At 68.8% G+C, this 14,137-nt stretch carries 10 protein-coding genes; all 10 read right to left on the bottom strand.

All coding sequences use genetic code 11. From position 1 onward, the window contains the following. Positions 1-66: 66 nt before the first annotated feature. Positions 67-888 carry a hypothetical protein gene (locus OG251_RS04470; protein WP_326675803.1) on the bottom strand — a complete coding sequence of 274 codons (822 nt, stop codon included), beginning with the start codon at positions 886-888 and terminating at the stop codon, positions 67-69. Between the two features lie 115 nt (positions 889-1,003). Then, positions 1,004-3,775: an SdrD B-like domain-containing protein gene (locus tag OG251_RS04465; RefSeq protein WP_326675801.1), complete on the bottom strand. Its 2,772-nt coding sequence runs from the start codon at positions 3,773-3,775 to the stop codon at positions 1,004-1,006. 424 nt (positions 3,776-4,199) lie between these two features. After that, a complete protein-coding gene (locus tag OG251_RS04460) occupies positions 4,200-5,765 on the bottom strand; it encodes a carbamoyltransferase C-terminal domain-containing protein (protein ID WP_326675800.1) in 1,566 nt (521 codons plus the stop codon). Beyond that, on the bottom strand, positions 5,759-6,616 hold the full coding sequence (gene hisN / locus OG251_RS04455; protein WP_326675798.1) for a histidinol-phosphatase: 858 nt from the start codon (positions 6,614-6,616) through the stop codon (positions 5,759-5,761). The genes OG251_RS04460 and hisN overlap by 7 nt, the downstream gene beginning before the upstream one ends. A 46-nt stretch (positions 6,617-6,662) precedes the next feature. Continuing rightward, entirely contained in the window at positions 6,663-7,352 is a 690-nt protein-coding gene (locus OG251_RS04450) for a methyltransferase (protein WP_326675796.1), read from the bottom strand. A 26-nt stretch (positions 7,353-7,378) separates the two neighbouring features. After that, positions 7,379-8,668: a DegT/DnrJ/EryC1/StrS aminotransferase family protein gene (locus OG251_RS04445; RefSeq protein WP_326675794.1), complete on the bottom strand. Its 1,290-nt coding sequence runs from the start codon at positions 8,666-8,668 to the stop codon at positions 7,379-7,381. Between the two features lie 101 nt (positions 8,669-8,769). Then, positions 8,770-9,738, bottom strand: a complete 969-nt coding sequence (locus OG251_RS04440) for a Gfo/Idh/MocA family protein (RefSeq protein ID WP_326681151.1) — start codon at positions 9,736-9,738, stop codon at positions 8,770-8,772. A gap of 143 nt (positions 9,739-9,881) precedes the next feature. After that, the gene (locus tag OG251_RS04435) at positions 9,882-10,355 is read right to left on the bottom strand and encodes an NUDIX hydrolase (RefSeq protein ID WP_326675793.1); all 474 of its coding nucleotides are present in this window, start codon (positions 10,353-10,355) and stop codon (positions 9,882-9,884) included. 1,290 nt (positions 10,356-11,645) lie between these two features. Further along, complete coding sequence (locus tag OG251_RS04430) at positions 11,646-12,488, bottom strand: SAM-dependent methyltransferase (RefSeq protein WP_326675792.1); 843 nt, start codon at positions 12,486-12,488, stop codon at positions 11,646-11,648. Positions 12,489-12,708: 220 nt separating this feature from the next. Next, positions 12,709-13,926, bottom strand: coding sequence for a 3-deoxy-7-phosphoheptulonate synthase class II (locus OG251_RS04425; RefSeq protein ID WP_326675791.1), 1,218 nt, complete (start codon positions 13,924-13,926; stop codon positions 12,709-12,711). Positions 13,927-14,137: the final 211 nt, after the last annotated feature.

The raw sequence follows: 14,137 nt of genomic DNA, 5'->3' as shown, positions 1-14,137 counted from the left end.
GCAGGGCGACCGGGGGCCGTCGGCATTCGGCATTCGGCGGAACCCGGGGCAGGGGCCGGCGGGCGGTCAGCGGGTGGCCCACGGCGCGTCGGGGAGCTTCGCGCGGCCGTCGCGTCCGAGGAACTCCAGGGTGGCCGGGACTCCCAGCCCCGGCATCCGCATCGTCACCCGTCGCAGGCCGCCGTCGCCGTCCACCCAGTACGTCAGCGGTGACCGTCCGCCGTCGGTCCCCGTCCCCGGAGTGGAACCCTGGGCGCGCGGCCCGGAGAACCGGTCGTAGTCACGGCCGTCGATGCGTTCGCGCGCCAGCAGGCGTGCTCCGGACTGTGCGAGCAGCAGCGGGTTGTCGGGGCGGTCCGCGCCCAGCCCGATCAGCAGCTGGAGCCCGGCGTCCAGCGGGTCGGTCGAGTAGGAGCGCGCGGACCAGCCGGAGCGCGGGATGTGCTCGGCCTGCTGCCAGAACGGGCTGTCGTCGTCCTTGGGCGCGGGAGCCAGCCCGAGACCGCCGGTGTCCCAGACGATCAGCCCGTGGTCGAGCTGCGCCGCGGCGGACCCTGAGGCGCCAGAGGCGCCGGTGACCCGGTAGCTCCCCACAGCCCGGTGGTTCCGGTAGTCCACGACCCCCCGGACCCGCACCACCACATCGCCGCCCTCGGCGGCGGTGAGCGTCACCGCCACGGGACTGTCCCTGTAGAGGCTCAGCCGTGACAGCGCCAGCCTGGACGCCTCCTCCGTCGTCACCGGCCGCTCGGTGACGGTGTCGGCGGAGAAGGCCTGCCAGACCGCCAGGCCGCCCACCGCGACGCCGCACACCGTGACCGCGATCAGCGTGCTGAACCAGAGGGTCCGACGCGGCCTGCTGCCGCCGGTCTTCCTCTTTCGCACCATGCACTCGCCTTCTCTCGTCGGTCGCACAAGAGGGCGGGTTCGCGGACATCCGGTCCGCGAACCCGCCCGAGCCGGCCCGGAGAGTCACCCCGGAGCCGGTCGCCCCGTTACGGGGCTAGAGGGGCTGTGCCCTCCGCCTGCGGCGCATCGTCACCACCAGCACCGTGCCGAGGACGGTGAGCGCGGCGCAGCCGGCTGCCAGCGGAACCGCAAGGCTCACACCGGTGGCTGCCAGGCCGCCCGAACCGTGGCCCGGGGCACCGGGGGCACCGGGTTCCCCTGGTGAGCCGGGCGCGCCTGGCGCACCCGGAGTCGGCTCGGGCGTCGGTGTGGGCTTCGGATCGGGACCGGGCAACCGGTGGTTGACCGCCGTCACCGAGATCCCGTCGTCGAGCTTGTCGGGGGTGAGCACCAGCGGTCCGAACACGGGCTCCTTCGGCGCGGCGTAGCCGTCCGGCGGGCTGACCTCCTGCCAGTAGTACGTGCCCGGCAGGCCGGTTCCGCCGCAGTTGCCGTCGGTGCCGGTCACGCAGGGCTCGCCGACCTTCGTATCCGGTTCCGCCCCGGAGGTCTGCAAGGCGTCGGAGCCGTTCGTCTCCTTCCACAGCTGGAACGTGGCCCGGGCCAGGGGTTTGCCGTCCTGGTCGTGTTTGACCAGGCTCACCGTGCCTTCCTGCTGCCGGAAGCCGAAGTCGTACGTGTGGTCGTTCTCCCCCGGCCCCCCGGTGGTCAGCGCCCGCTCGGGGAACTTCCCGCCGGATGGGACGATGCCCTTGGAGTCGATGAAGCGGTTGTCGCCGACGTCCGCTTCCGTGGGCACCCACTGATGGAGGGGACCGCCCTCGGCGTAGTCGGCCGGCTTGTCGATGCGGATGGTGTACTTGGTCTTCGGCCGGAGGCCTCCGGTGACGTTGGAGTCGTCGAAGTAGTACTCGCCGCGCGCCGTCGTCACCGTCGTCCCCACGAGCTTGTCCGTCTCGTCGTACAGGTTGACGGTCGCACCCCCGACCGGGCGCTGGCCCGGCTTCTGGATGCCGGTGCGCTCGGGGTCGTACCAGACCCGGTTGCCGATCTGGAGCGGGGCCTGGTCGCAGAGCACCTCCAGGTCGCCCATCGAGGCGCCCTTGCCGAACGGGGCAGCGACCCCGGCCGGGTTGAGACGCAGACCGGACTTCGGGTCCTGCCTGCCGTCGCGCTTGTTGAAGGTGGTGCCGTACCCGAAGGCGGTGCTGTTGGGGTCGAAGCCCGAGGTGGCGATGGTGTCCTCGACCTTGGAGAACGCCATCCCCGCGAAGGAGGCGTTGTGATGGGAACCCATCCGGCTGGTGTCGAAGAAGCGGGTGCCCCGGGGGGAGAGCCCGCAGCCGTTGTTGGTGTCCATCACGTACGCGCCGTCCACCAGACACGCCTTGTTCAGGTCGCCGCCGGACAGGACGGTGCCGACCGAGCCGGGGGTGGGACCCGCCGGGGACCGGTCGCCGAAGCGGTCACGGAACGCCAGCAGCATGGAACCGTCGGATTCGAAATCGATCTCACCCAACTCCGGCTCGGGCTGGGCGATATAGGTCGCGCACGCCTGACCGTTCTGGGAGGCCGGGAACGTGTCGGTCCAGGGGAACCAGCCCGCCCCGTCGCACGGAGGCCCGCCGATCGTGGACTGGCGCGGGTAGTCCAGCGGCTGGTCCAGGACCGGTTCCTGGAACGCTCCGGTGGACAGGTCGAAGGGAAGGACCACCGCGCGCAGGTCCGAGACCTTCCCGGTGGACTCGCCGGAACAGACGCCGCCGACATAGCCGACGCCGTCGTGCAGGCCGAGGCCGAACGGCCGCCAGTCCACCGCTGCGGGACAGCCCGGATCCGGGATGGCCGCGACTGCCTCGGGCGCCGCCGCGGTCGCCGCGGTGGCGTCGTAATGGTAGAGCTTGCGGGTGTTGAGGTTGACGACGAACAGGTCCTGGCCGTCATCGGTGATCTTGATGCCGCCCAGGCTCTCCCTGCCGGGCGCGGCGAGGAAGGCGTCGTCGGTGCCCGAGGCGTGTGCCGTCGTTCCCGCGTCGGGGACGACCGTGAACAGGCTGGTCTTCTTCTGCGCCAGGTCGGTCACGTAGATCCCCCCGGCGCCGCCCGGACCGTAGTCCGTGGTGCGCTTGGCCACCGCCGAGGAGAACACCCGCTTGTCGGCCTTGTTCCACGCCATGCCGTAGAGCGTGCCGGTCTCGGCGTTGGTGGCGATGTCGGTGACGTCGACGTCGACGCCGTCCTGGCCGCGCGCCGAGTACGGGAAGGAGACCAGCGTGCGCTGTGTTCCGCCCTCGCGGGTGGCCGGCTGGCAGGTGGTCACCAGGGGCGCGTTCTTCTGGCAGTAGTCGCCGGGGCTCCACAGCCCGGTGGTGTACGCCACGTCCTTGTCGCCGGAGAGGTCGACGAACTCCTCGTTGCTGCTCAGCTGGTCGGGTGCGCCGTCCAGTCCCTGACGGGAGGCGAAGGCCGGGAACAGCACACCCGGTTTCGGATTCACCACCTGCACCCGGTACTTGCCGTTGGTGTCGCCGTCCGCCGTGGGGGTCAGGGACACGGTGCCGTCGGCCGCCGTGACCCCCTCGACGCCCACTCCGGCGTCGTCGGTGAGGGTCACCCTGACGCCGGCGATACCCGGCTCCAGCGCAGGTGTCCATACACCGCTGTCGTCCACGGCCCGGATCACCCGGACCGTCACTGATCCTTGCTCTGCCTGCGAGTAGGCCGCAGGCGCCATGGCCAACGAGCCACTGCCGATTCCCAGGGCGAGCACGCCCAGACAGCCGAGGGTACGGCGGCCGAGCACGCCCGACCGCGGCCGACGCGGTTCGGGTGTGGCTCTCCTGGCGGCGTCAAGTGTGTAGGTCATCCCCTGCTCTCAAGTGTTGGAAGGGGCTTTCGTCCTGCTCGTGACGGAGTACACAGAGATGCGGAGAACCGCCTCGCCGGAGATCTTAGAGGGGCTTTACATAAGATCGTGGCGGAATGGCGAAGTCATTCTCCGTAGATTCCCTACGCAACGGTCTCTGCGCCTGTCACGGCGGAGGGCGAGCCTAAAGCCCTTGAGCCAGGTGTAGTTGACGAGTCGTCAATGAACTCCGTAGTGAGCCGGGGCGCCCTCCACGCACCCGCCGCACCGGGCATCCCGGTTCGGGTGCCGGGGGCCTTTGACGGTCCTCGCACCGGCCCGCAGTCCGAAGCCCTCCTCCCACTGCGGGTCCCCGAACCGCCCGTCGGCCGAAGCGGGCCCCGACCGTGCCGGGGACCCGCGGCGGGTCCCCGTCGGCGGTTGCCTATCGTCGCGGGGTAATGAAGACGTCGTTCACGACGTATCCATCCAGCCCGTGGAGCTCGCCGTACGCGATCAGGTCGCTGTTGCGGTTGATGAACCCGCGCCCCGAATAGTTGAGCGAGGTGTTGCAGAGGACGCTGAATCCGGTCAGTTCGCCGAAGGAGGTCAGCAGGCCGGCCATTTCCGGGTTCGCCGTCGGGTCGACGGTCTGGGTACGCGCCGTTCCGTCGACGTGTGTCACCGCCCGCAGCTCGTCGGACTCGACCTGGCTGAAGTACAGCATGTAGGGGTCGGGGACTCCGCCGCCGAACCAGCGGCCCGCGTCCTGCTCCAGACAGATCGGGGCGATGGGGCGGTAGCTCTCGCGCTGCTTGATCCTGTTGAGCCTGACGGTCGTCTCCTCGGTGAAGGGCGCGGCCAGGATCGACCGGTTCCCGAGTGCGCGGGGGCCGATCTCCCAGCGGCCCTGTGCCCAGCCGATGATGTTCCCGTCGCGGAGGTAGCGGGCGACCTCGTCGTAGCGCGCCGGGCGGATCTCGTAGCGCTGCGGGTCGAACTCCATGTCCTCGACGAACTCGCCACCCGCGTAGACGTCCCAGTCCAGGTCGGCCGACCCGGTGTAGAAGTGCTGCGCGTCGATGGCGGTCCCGATCGCGGAGCCGCTGTCGTTGGGGCACGGCGGGACGAAGACCGCGGGGAAGAGCCCGCACTCGCGCCAACGGCGGTTCCACTCGCAATTGAGCCCGCAGCCACCTGAGATGAGCAGGGGGAGGCCCTCGGTCATATGCTCCCGGGCGTATGTGTGGAAGCGGTCGAAGATGGCGTTCGACAGGCGGGCGGCGAGGCTCTTGTACGCGGGTGATTCCACGCCGATGTCATGGAAAGGGGAATCGGTCATCCGGTCCTTCAGGCTGCCGGTGATGACCTGCTTCTGGCCGAGGATGAAGTCGACCACTTCCTGTTCCTCCCGGGTCGCCGATCGATCCTCGGCGAATCCGGCCAACGCCATCTGCTTGCCCGCGTCCTGGAAGCGGACGAATTCCTCGTGCGGACTGTACTTGGGGTCCGCGAGCGCGAAGCCGTAGGAGTACTTGTTGCCCGGGTAGTTGAGCACCTCCTTGAGGTGGGTCACCTTCCCGCGCTCGTCGATGCGGTAGAACGAGCCGATGTTCCCCTCCCACACCAGGCTGTAGAAGGGCTGATCCCGACGGAATGCCGACATTCCATAGGACGTCATGATGTGGGAGCGCTCATGCGTGGAGGAGAAGACGCGCACGCCCTTTCCGAAGAACCGGCCGGCCTCGTCCGAGATCGCGGATTCGCCCACACCGTAGTAACCGGCACGCGAGGGCTGGTCGGTGGCCTGCGTCCCCTTGATCCAGCCACTCATGGCGATGACGTCCGGCTGCTTGTCCAGCCGGTCCGCCGCTACGGCGAACACCTCGGCGGTCACTTCGCTGTAGCGGCCGAACGAGTCCTTCTCCGCCTCCAGGGAGAAGAGCAGCCTGCCGTCCTCGACAGCTGCGATCGCCCCGTCATGGCCTTCCTTCAAGGAAAGAATCAACATGATGGTCCGTCTCTCTGTGGGTTTCCGACCTGACAGTTGGGTGGGGCGCCTGAATCAGGCGGGACCGGTACCGAGAGGCATTCCAGGGCCAGTTGATGCAACCGCGGGTTGGCGGACAGGGCGCCGGTGCCGCCCTGGGGCGAGGCGCCCAGGAGATCGGTACAGACACCGCCGGCTTCCTCCACGAGGATCTGCACGGCGGTGATGTCCCAGGGATTCACGACCGGTTCGGCCGCGATGTCGAGGGTTCCTTCGGCGACCATGCAGTGCTGGAGGAAGTCGCCGAAGGCACGGTCCTCCCAGCATGCTTCGGCCAGGCGCAGATATGCCGCACGGGAGTGGAACATGTCCCAGGTACGGGTGCTGGTGGTGGACAGATAGGCATGGGCGAGGCGCGTGTTGCCGGAGACCCGCAGGGGCAGGGGGGCGCTTTCGACCGACCCGCGCCGCAGCCAGGCGCCCTGTTCGGCCGCCGCCCACCAGCGGCTGCGCAGGGCGGGGGCGCTGATCACGCCGACGGTGGGTCGGCCGTCCTCCAGCAGGGCGATCAGCGTGGCCCAGACCGGTACCCCGCGGAGGAAGTTCTTGGTGCCGTCGATGGGGTCGATCATCCAGGTGCGCCCGGCCGTGACGGAGCCGCCGGTCTCCTCCCCGGCGAAGGCGTCGCCCGGGCGGGCGGAGCTCAGCGCCTCGCGTACGGCCGTTTCGACGGCGATGTCCGCGTCGGTCACGGGCGTACGGTCCGGTTTCTCGCGGATCCGCAGGTCGCGGGCCTGGAAGCGGCGACCGGTGATGCTGTCGGCGATATCACCGAGTCGCAGGGCCAGTTCGAGATCGGTCTGCTGTGACATGGAGCGCCTCACCGCACACATCGTAGGTTTCGGGGGCTCGGCCGGGTCACTTCGCGTGCAGTTCGAGTACGTGGTACTCCATGACCCGTACCTCCTCGATCCGGCGCACCCGGTGCAGCAGTTCGACCCGCAGGCCGGCTTCCTCGGCAAGGGCGTCGAGCCTTTCGCGGTCCCCGAGGTCGGCCGTGCCCAGCAGCAGCCTGCCGCCGTCGGTGAGATGCTCATGGGCGCCCGCGAGGTACCGGGCCTGGCCCCGGTAACCCGGGTCGAAGACGGCGGAGTGCAGATCGGTGGAGAGCGAGAAGCCGTCCTCCACATAGGTCCAGGGCACGTTCCAGAAGATGGTGTCGAAGCGCTCCATGGGCCCGAGCGCCGTGTACATGTCGCTGTGGAGAACGCGTACCCGGTCGCCCACACCGTGCCGCTCGACGTTGGCAGCCGTGTTGGCCACTGCCTTTTCGTTGATGTCCAGCGCGGTGACGGAGGCACAGCCGTTGAGCGCGGCGGTCACGGAGATGACGCCCGTGCCGCAGCCGACCTCCAGGAAAGAGCCGCCCCGGGGGTAGGGCACGATCGAGGCCAGCACTTCGGTGGCGGCGCTCAGGGTGCTGGGGAAGACGCCTCGGTGCAGGCTCCACTCCCGCCCCAGCAGGGTGAAGGTGTCCGGCAGGTCGTCACCGGCGAGAGCGTGTTGCAGGACCTGGGCCACGGCCTCGGGGGACTCTTCGAAAGTCATGGTCTCCACCTCTTCGGTGATGTCGGTCATCGGGACGGGCCGGCCGCGTATCGCACGAGCGCTTCGCGGTGACGGCCGATCTTGCGGAAGGCTTCGGCGTACTGGTCGATGAGCCGTGTGTCCTCGGGCCAGTCGGTGAACGTGGGCAGGGACAGCGCGTGCTGCTCGACGTGCTCGGCGTGTGAGCCGGTCTCCGGCGCGATGCCCTTCTTCGGCGTTCCGGGAAAGAGGGGGTTCTCCGGGCGGGCGTAGAGCGGCAGGGTCGACAGCCGGGGGCCGGAGGGGGCGCCCACTTCCATGCCTTCGGCGCGCAGCGCCTCGATGAGCACGGAGCGTGGGACGCCGCCCAGGGCCTCGGGGCGGTAGAGCGGTTTGTAGCCGTACCAGGCGCCCATGTCGACGTGGTCGGCGACGTGTACCGGCTCCAGATAGGACACAGCACCGAGTTGCTCGCCGAAGTAGCGCAGACAGCGGTGCCGGGCCTCCTTCCGTGCCGGGAACGCTGCGAGCGCGTGCCGGGCGACGATGGCGTTGAACGGCGACATGCGCAGCTTGAGGCCGAAGCCGGTGACCCAGTGCGTACGCAGGTCCTCGTCGAGGACGTTGTCCCGGGAGCGGTCCCGGTAGTGCCCGAGGAGGGTGGCGCGGTCGTGCACCTGGGAGTCGCTCGTGACGAGGATGCCGCCTTCCCCCGCGTAGACGGCCTTGTTGGCCTGGAGGGAGAAGACCGCGGCGTCGCCGAAGGTACCGACGGGCCTGCCCTTGTAGTGGCTGCCATGGGCGTGGGAGCAGTCCTCCAGGACGCGCAGCCCGTGTCGCTCGGCGATCCGCAGGATCGCGTCCATGTCGCAGGGGTGGCCCCACTGGTGGACGACCGTGATGACCTTGGTGTGTTCGGTGATCGCGGCTTGAAGTGCTGTGGGGTCCAGGCCACGGGTATCGGGATCGATGTCGGCGAGGACCACGTCACCGCGGAGCGCGAAGACCGGACTCAGCGCCGCGTGGTAGGTGAGTGCCGGTCCCACGACGTCCACGCCTTCGCGCACACCGAGGGCGAAGTAGGCGGCGAGGAGGGCGCTGGTACCGGAGTTGAAGGTGACCGCGAAACGAACTCCGTCGTTCAGGAAGGCGAGGAAGTCGGTCTCGAACCGGCCGATGGGACCACTGTTCCCCTTGATGGAGATGTCGATGTTCCGCTGCTCGGCCAGTTCGGACAGCTCCGCCGCGTCGGCGGGAGGCGGCCAGACCTCGTGCGGCAGCGGCTGATCGATGGCGGGCTCGCCTCCCAGGAGGGCGAGTTGTTCGGCGGTGGTCATGTGTCCTTCCTGCCTTTCGCGGGTGGGTACGGGACCGGCGCGTCGGGGCCGGTGGCGTACACCTGTTGGGCGTACAACTCTCGGGCGTACGGCTGGCGGGGTCAGGCGCACCGGTCGGCGAGCTCGTTCCGCTCACGCAGCCGGTCCCGGTAGATCCCGTCGATCGTGCGCACGGAGGCGAGTTGACGCTGGAGGTGGTCCTGGCGGTAGTAGCGGTCGTCCAGGTGCCCCAGATGGTGGGCGATCATGGAACGCACGGCGTCGAGCTTGGGGCCTTCCCAGCTGAAGCGCTCCAACGGCAGCCCTCCGACGGAGTGCAGGGTGGCGACCCCGGGAGCGACGTTCAACGCGCCCTCCGTACCGAGCACGCAGAGGTGTTCGATCTTCTCGTGGTTGTGGCGTGAGATGCGGAGCGAGCCCGCCAGTCCCGTCGAGGGATAGCTGCACATGAGGCTGACGAGATCCTCCAGTCGACGGTCCCGCATCTCCTGGTACTGGTGCACGAAGGCGGAGTGCACCCGAGAGGGTTCGGGGAACATACCGCTGAGCACATCGATGAGGTGGTAGCCCATGTCGAGCAGCACACCGCCCCTCGCCTTCTCGCTGGAGGCGCGCCAACCCGTGGTCGGATGAGCCAGGTTGAAGTGGTAGTCGTAGGAGAACCAGTAGGGCTCCCCGATCCGCGCGAGGTTCTTCCGGGCGAACTGGAACACGGGGTCGAAGTTCCGTTGCAGCAGCGTGAAGACGCTGCGGTCGGCCCGTTGCGCCAGGGATATCAGTTGCCGGGCTTCTTGTTCGGTGACGGCGAACGGCTTTTCCTTGATGACGTGTCTGCCGTGCGCCAGGAGTTCCGCGCAGACCGGGAAGTGCTCACTGTGCGGCACGGTGACCACTGCGGCGTCGAAGTCGAATTTCTCAAGTGCTTCACTGAGGAAATCGACATGCGGGAACCCCCACTCGCCGGCGAGTGAGGAGGCCGTCGGGGCGGGGTCGACGCCGCCGATGATCTCTGCGCTCTCCCGCACGATCGGCAGATACTCTTTTCCTTGATGGCCGGCGAATCCGACCATCAGTACTCGCACTCGCGGTCGCACGTCCTTTGGTCGGCCACTGGGCATGCAGAATATCCCATCGCAGAATAGCGTTCGAGGATGAAGCGGGCAGCCGGAAAGGCTCGTGGAGATCCGGATCGGAGTCGTGGTCGTCAAAAAGTTCAGAGAGCTCCGCGGCTCTTCCCGGAAGTATCGGCGAGCCAGACGTGTGCTGCGGTCACCACGTCCTTGATGAAGGTGCTTCCGCTTCGCTGTGCGTTCTCGTCGAGCAGCGAGGCTTCCTCGGCCGCTATCCAGGCGAACTCGGTGTGCTTGTCCCGTTCGAGTTCGGGCGACGAGAGGTCCCCGTCCACCTCGACGACATAGTCCGACTCGATGTGCCGCATTCCGTCCGCCGTCCACTCCTTGTGCGACACCCGGGCGAGGACGCGGCGCAGCCGCCACCCGGTCTCCTCCGCTATCTCCCTGCGGAGCGCGTCCAGGAGGGATTCCCCCTTCTCCACGGCGCCGCCCACCACGTCCCAGCAGTGGGGGAAGAGGCGCCGGCCGGCCGAGCGGCGCTGGACGAAGATCCGGTCGTCCGGGTCGCGGATCAGCGCTCCCACCACCAGCCGGGGTCCGGTCGCCTCGGTCACGTCAGCTGTTCACCGCGCCCGGTCGACGGTGGGCACAGCCTGCAGCCACACGATCTGTTTCGCGGAACCAGCGGACCATTCTTCCCTCACCTCACTGCACACAAATTTCGCGTGCATCATGCATCCGGGTAGAATATTCACGAGTCGAACAGGTCGAACATGCATACTGGAGAGGTCTGGACTATCAGTGGATCGTGATTGTCGTCAGACCGACATTTCCGCCCTGTGACACTACCTGGCATCCCGGGTGGCGCAAATGGGGTAACATAGTCTTCGGACGCCTTGACTTCTTCTTGACACGGTATCAACTCCTATGCCGTGGAAGGTGACCCAGTGGGTGCCGCGCGTCCCGCCGGGCGCAAGTGGTTCGGGCGGCCCACGCCGATCCGCGGGTCGTTATCACCTCGGTCCCCTCCTTCGTGGAGGACGGGTTTTGTCATCGCGCCGCTTCTCAGCGATGATTTTCTGCCACCTTCTCCTGTCGCGCGGTGGAATATGTTGGCTGGATTGGTCAGGTGAAGTGATGTCGCCCGTCGATCGTATAAATGTGCGATAGGGGTGATTGGTGGGCCGGACCGCCCGGACCGCGACCTTGGGGCCGAATGATGTGCGGAGCCGTCTCAAGCGGTCCATTGTGAAGGCGAGTTGGTCCAGCGCCGGATGAGGAACGGCTCGAACCTCGAAGCTCGTGGCGCATTCGGAGCCGCTGAACTGGTGGAACCAGGCGAAGGGCCGGTGCGTGAGCCGCCTCTTTGGGGTCCGGGCACGAACATCCACCGGCTCACGCTCCTCAACGCACCCCGCCCTCAACGGTTTCGTCGATGCCGCCCGTATCGTGCTGGGTCGGCGGGAGGCTGGGGCCCGGTCGCGACCCATGAGATGTGGACGTCCGGTGCCGACACCGGGTGCCTCGCCGTGGCGATCGGCGGCAGCGACCATGCGGCCGTCGGGCGAGAAGCCCGGATGGGGGTGGCCGGGATGGGCGGAGCCCCAGCCGGCCGGACCGAGGGTACGCGGTGGGTGTACGCCGGTGAGGTCGTGTCGGGCGGCAGCGCCGGGGCCTTCGCCGACCCCCCCATGCGGCTCCGGTCACGGCTGCTGTTCACACCGGCCGCCCCCGGCGACGCACTGACCTGCCGGTTCCACCAGCCGGGCTGCGGGCGGGCGTCAACACGCTCCGCCTGACCCACCTCGGCCGGCACGCCGACAGCACCCGGACCCCGGGCAGCTGCGCGATCGACCGCATCGGCGTGCGGCACCCCGGCTGAGGGCTCGCGGATTGCCCTCCGTTCACCGGCGGCGGGCGACCAGGAAGGCATAGCCGACCTGTGGGAGCGCACCGAACCGGGGAAGGGAGCCGGTGGAGTTGAAGAACTCGTGATGGCGGTCATCGTCGGAGGGCGCGACAGCGTCGAAGGCATCGGCGAACGCCTGGTAGGTGCGCCGGACATGGTCTCCGATGTCATTGAACTCCACCACCTCCAGACCGGCGCGGTCGAGGGCCGTGCGAAGTTCCTCCGGTTCGGGCAGCGAGGGGGACTGGAAAGCCCGGCACGCCCGACGGACCGTCTCCGCGGCATCGCCCGCCACCGGCGACCGGAGCAGCACATCGGTGATGACCAGTGGGCTACCGGGGCGCAGGGTCCGGGCGATCTCGGTGAGGGCGGTGGTCCGGTCGGGGATGTGCATCATGGACTCGATCGCCCAGGCACCGTCGAAGGACGCGGCTTCGAAGGGCAGTGCGCAGGCGTCCGCGTACCGGAAGTCCACCCGGTCGGCGAGCCCGGCGGCGTCCGCCCGGCTTCGGGCGAGGTCGATATCCGGGTTGCTGACCGAGATCCCCGACACACGGGCGCCGGTGGCGCGGGCGATGCGCAGAGCGGGCCGTCCGGTTCCGCAGCCGACGTCCAGCAGGCGCCGGCCGGGTGCGGCGGTCAGCCGTTCCGCCACGAGGTCGGTCAGTCGGTCGGTGGCTTGGTTGAGCGAGCGGTCGTCCGCGGCGCTGTCCCAGTAGCCGACGTGGATGTTCCCGTCGACGGCCGTGCCGTCCACGCTCGCGGTGTGCTCGTCGTACAGCACCTCGCTGTCCGGGGACGACGGGACGGTGCGGTGCGCGGATGGGTCGTTGGTCATCGAGGTCTCCCGAGCATGAGGGTGTGCCAGCTGGTGAAGAGGACCATCTGCCGCATGTCACCGAGTGGGCGGTGAAAGGCGTGCGGGGCGCACGCGATGTTCTTGTCCGTGGGGCGGCAGAGAGGAGGGAGGGCATGGCGTTCCGGCAGGGCATCCGGCCCGGAGGTGTGGCCCGCGCCGGTACTCCCTCACCGGTAGGGGGACGGATGTGCCCGTCCCACTACCAGGATCCTCCTACGGGCCTCATCAACTCCGCCATGAGCGACACCAGTTCGAGCGACTGACTACGGTTGAGGCGGGGATCGCAGGCCGTGGTGTAGCGGCGGGGGAGGTCGGGGACGGCGATGTGCTGCGCGCCGCCCAGGCATTCCGTCACGTCGTCGCCGGTCAGCTCGACATGCAGGCCGCCCGGATGGGTGCCGAGCGCCCGGTGCACCTCGAAGAAGCCGCGTACCTCGTCCACGATGCGGTCGAAGTGCCGGGTCTTGTAACCGGTGCGGGTCAGCACGGTGTTGCCGTGCATCGGATCGCACTGCCACACGACCGAGTGCCCGGACGCGGTGACCTTCTCCACGAGGGTCGGCAGCACGTCCCGCACCTCGGCACTGCCCATCCGGGTGATGAGGGTGAGCCGGCCCGGCTCGTCGTGCGGGTCGAGGCGTTCGACGTACTCGACGATCTGCTCCGGTGTGGTCGTCGGGCCCAGTTTGATGCCGATCGGGTTGGCCACCAGTTCCGCGAAGGCGATGTGCGCGCCCTCCAGTTGCCGGGTGCGCTCGCCGATCCAGAGGAAGTGCGCCGAGGAGTCGTAGAGCCCCGACCGGCCGGCGCCGACGAGGTCCGGGGCGCGGGGACCCACTCGTAGCATCGCCCGCTCGTAGTCGAGCAGCAGGGCCTCATGACTGGTGAAGAACTCGCCCCCGGGCCCCGCCGCGCCGGGTGGGCCCACCGCCCCGGTGGCGACCAGCGCACGAACCGTCGTCATGGCGGCACTGGAGTTCACATAGGCGCGCAGCATCCTGGCCGGGTCGGGGGTCCGGGTCTCCGGGATCGGCTCGAAGCCGTTGACGATGTCGCCCCGGTAGGCCGGCAGCCCCAGAGCATCCACCGGGGCCGAGCGTGGTTTGGCGTACTGGCCGGCCATCCGGCCGACCTTCACCACCGGCAGCCTCCCCGCGGAGCTGAGTGCCGAGGCCATCCTGTGCAGGGTGTCGACCGTGCTCGCTATCGACCGTTCGTTGTTCTCCGTGAACGTCTCCGCGCAGCTTCCGCCCTGGAGCAGGAAGGCGGCACCACGTGCCACCGCGGCGAAGTGTGTACGCAGCCGGGCCACTTCCTCGGCGGTCACCACCGGAGCGACTCCCTCAAGGACCCGTCGTACCCGGTCCACGGACGGGAGGTCGGGCCACTGGGGCTGCTGGGCGGCGGGACGTGCCAACGCACGCTCCACCGCGGTGCTCAGACGGTGCGGTAGTGCCCCGTCGGGGAGGAGTCGATGAGCCGTCAGTTCGTGTCTGTTCAACGCTCTCCCTCGTACGTCTCGCGCGGGCGGCATGCGAGTGCTTCGGCATACTCCGGGACGGAGTCGATGACGTCGTGTGGGCGCGAACGAGCAGGCGCGGAAGGCCGCTCTGCCCGCATGTCGACCT

It is taken from the genome of Streptomyces sp. NBC_01237 (genome assembly GCF_035917275.1).
Taxonomy (GTDB): domain Bacteria; phylum Actinomycetota; class Actinomycetes; order Streptomycetales; family Streptomycetaceae; genus Streptomyces.
Note: the sequence above shows the minus strand (reverse complement) of the source record. Positions and strands in the feature narration are given on the sequence as shown.

Bases quoted from the DNA above. Each gene is read 5' to 3' on its own strand.
- OG251_RS04470 (WP_326675803.1), bottom strand. From the start codon at position 888: ATGGTGCGAAAGAGGAAGACCGGCGGCAGCAGGCCGCGTCGGACCCTC.
- OG251_RS04465 (WP_326675801.1), bottom strand. From the start codon at position 3,775: ATGACCTACACACTTGACGCCGCCAGGAGAGCCACACCCGAACCGCGT.
- OG251_RS04460 (WP_326675800.1), bottom strand. From the start codon at position 5,765: ATGTTGATTCTTTCCTTGAAGGAAGGCCATGACGGGGCGATCGCAGCT.
- hisN (WP_326675798.1), bottom strand. From the start codon at position 6,616: ATGTCACAGCAGACCGATCTCGAACTGGCCCTGCGACTCGGTGATATC.
- OG251_RS04450 (WP_326675796.1), bottom strand. From the start codon at position 7,352: ATGACTTTCGAAGAGTCCCCCGAGGCCGTGGCCCAGGTCCTGCAACAC.
- OG251_RS04445 (WP_326675794.1), bottom strand. From the start codon at position 8,668: ATGACCACCGCCGAACAACTCGCCCTCCTGGGAGGCGAGCCCGCCATC.
- OG251_RS04440 (WP_326681151.1), bottom strand. From the start codon at position 9,738: ATGGTCGGATTCGCCGGCCATCAAGGAAAAGAGTATCTGCCGATCGTG.
- OG251_RS04430 (WP_326675792.1), bottom strand. From the start codon at position 12,488: ATGACCAACGACCCATCCGCGCACCGCACCGTCCCGTCGTCCCCGGAC.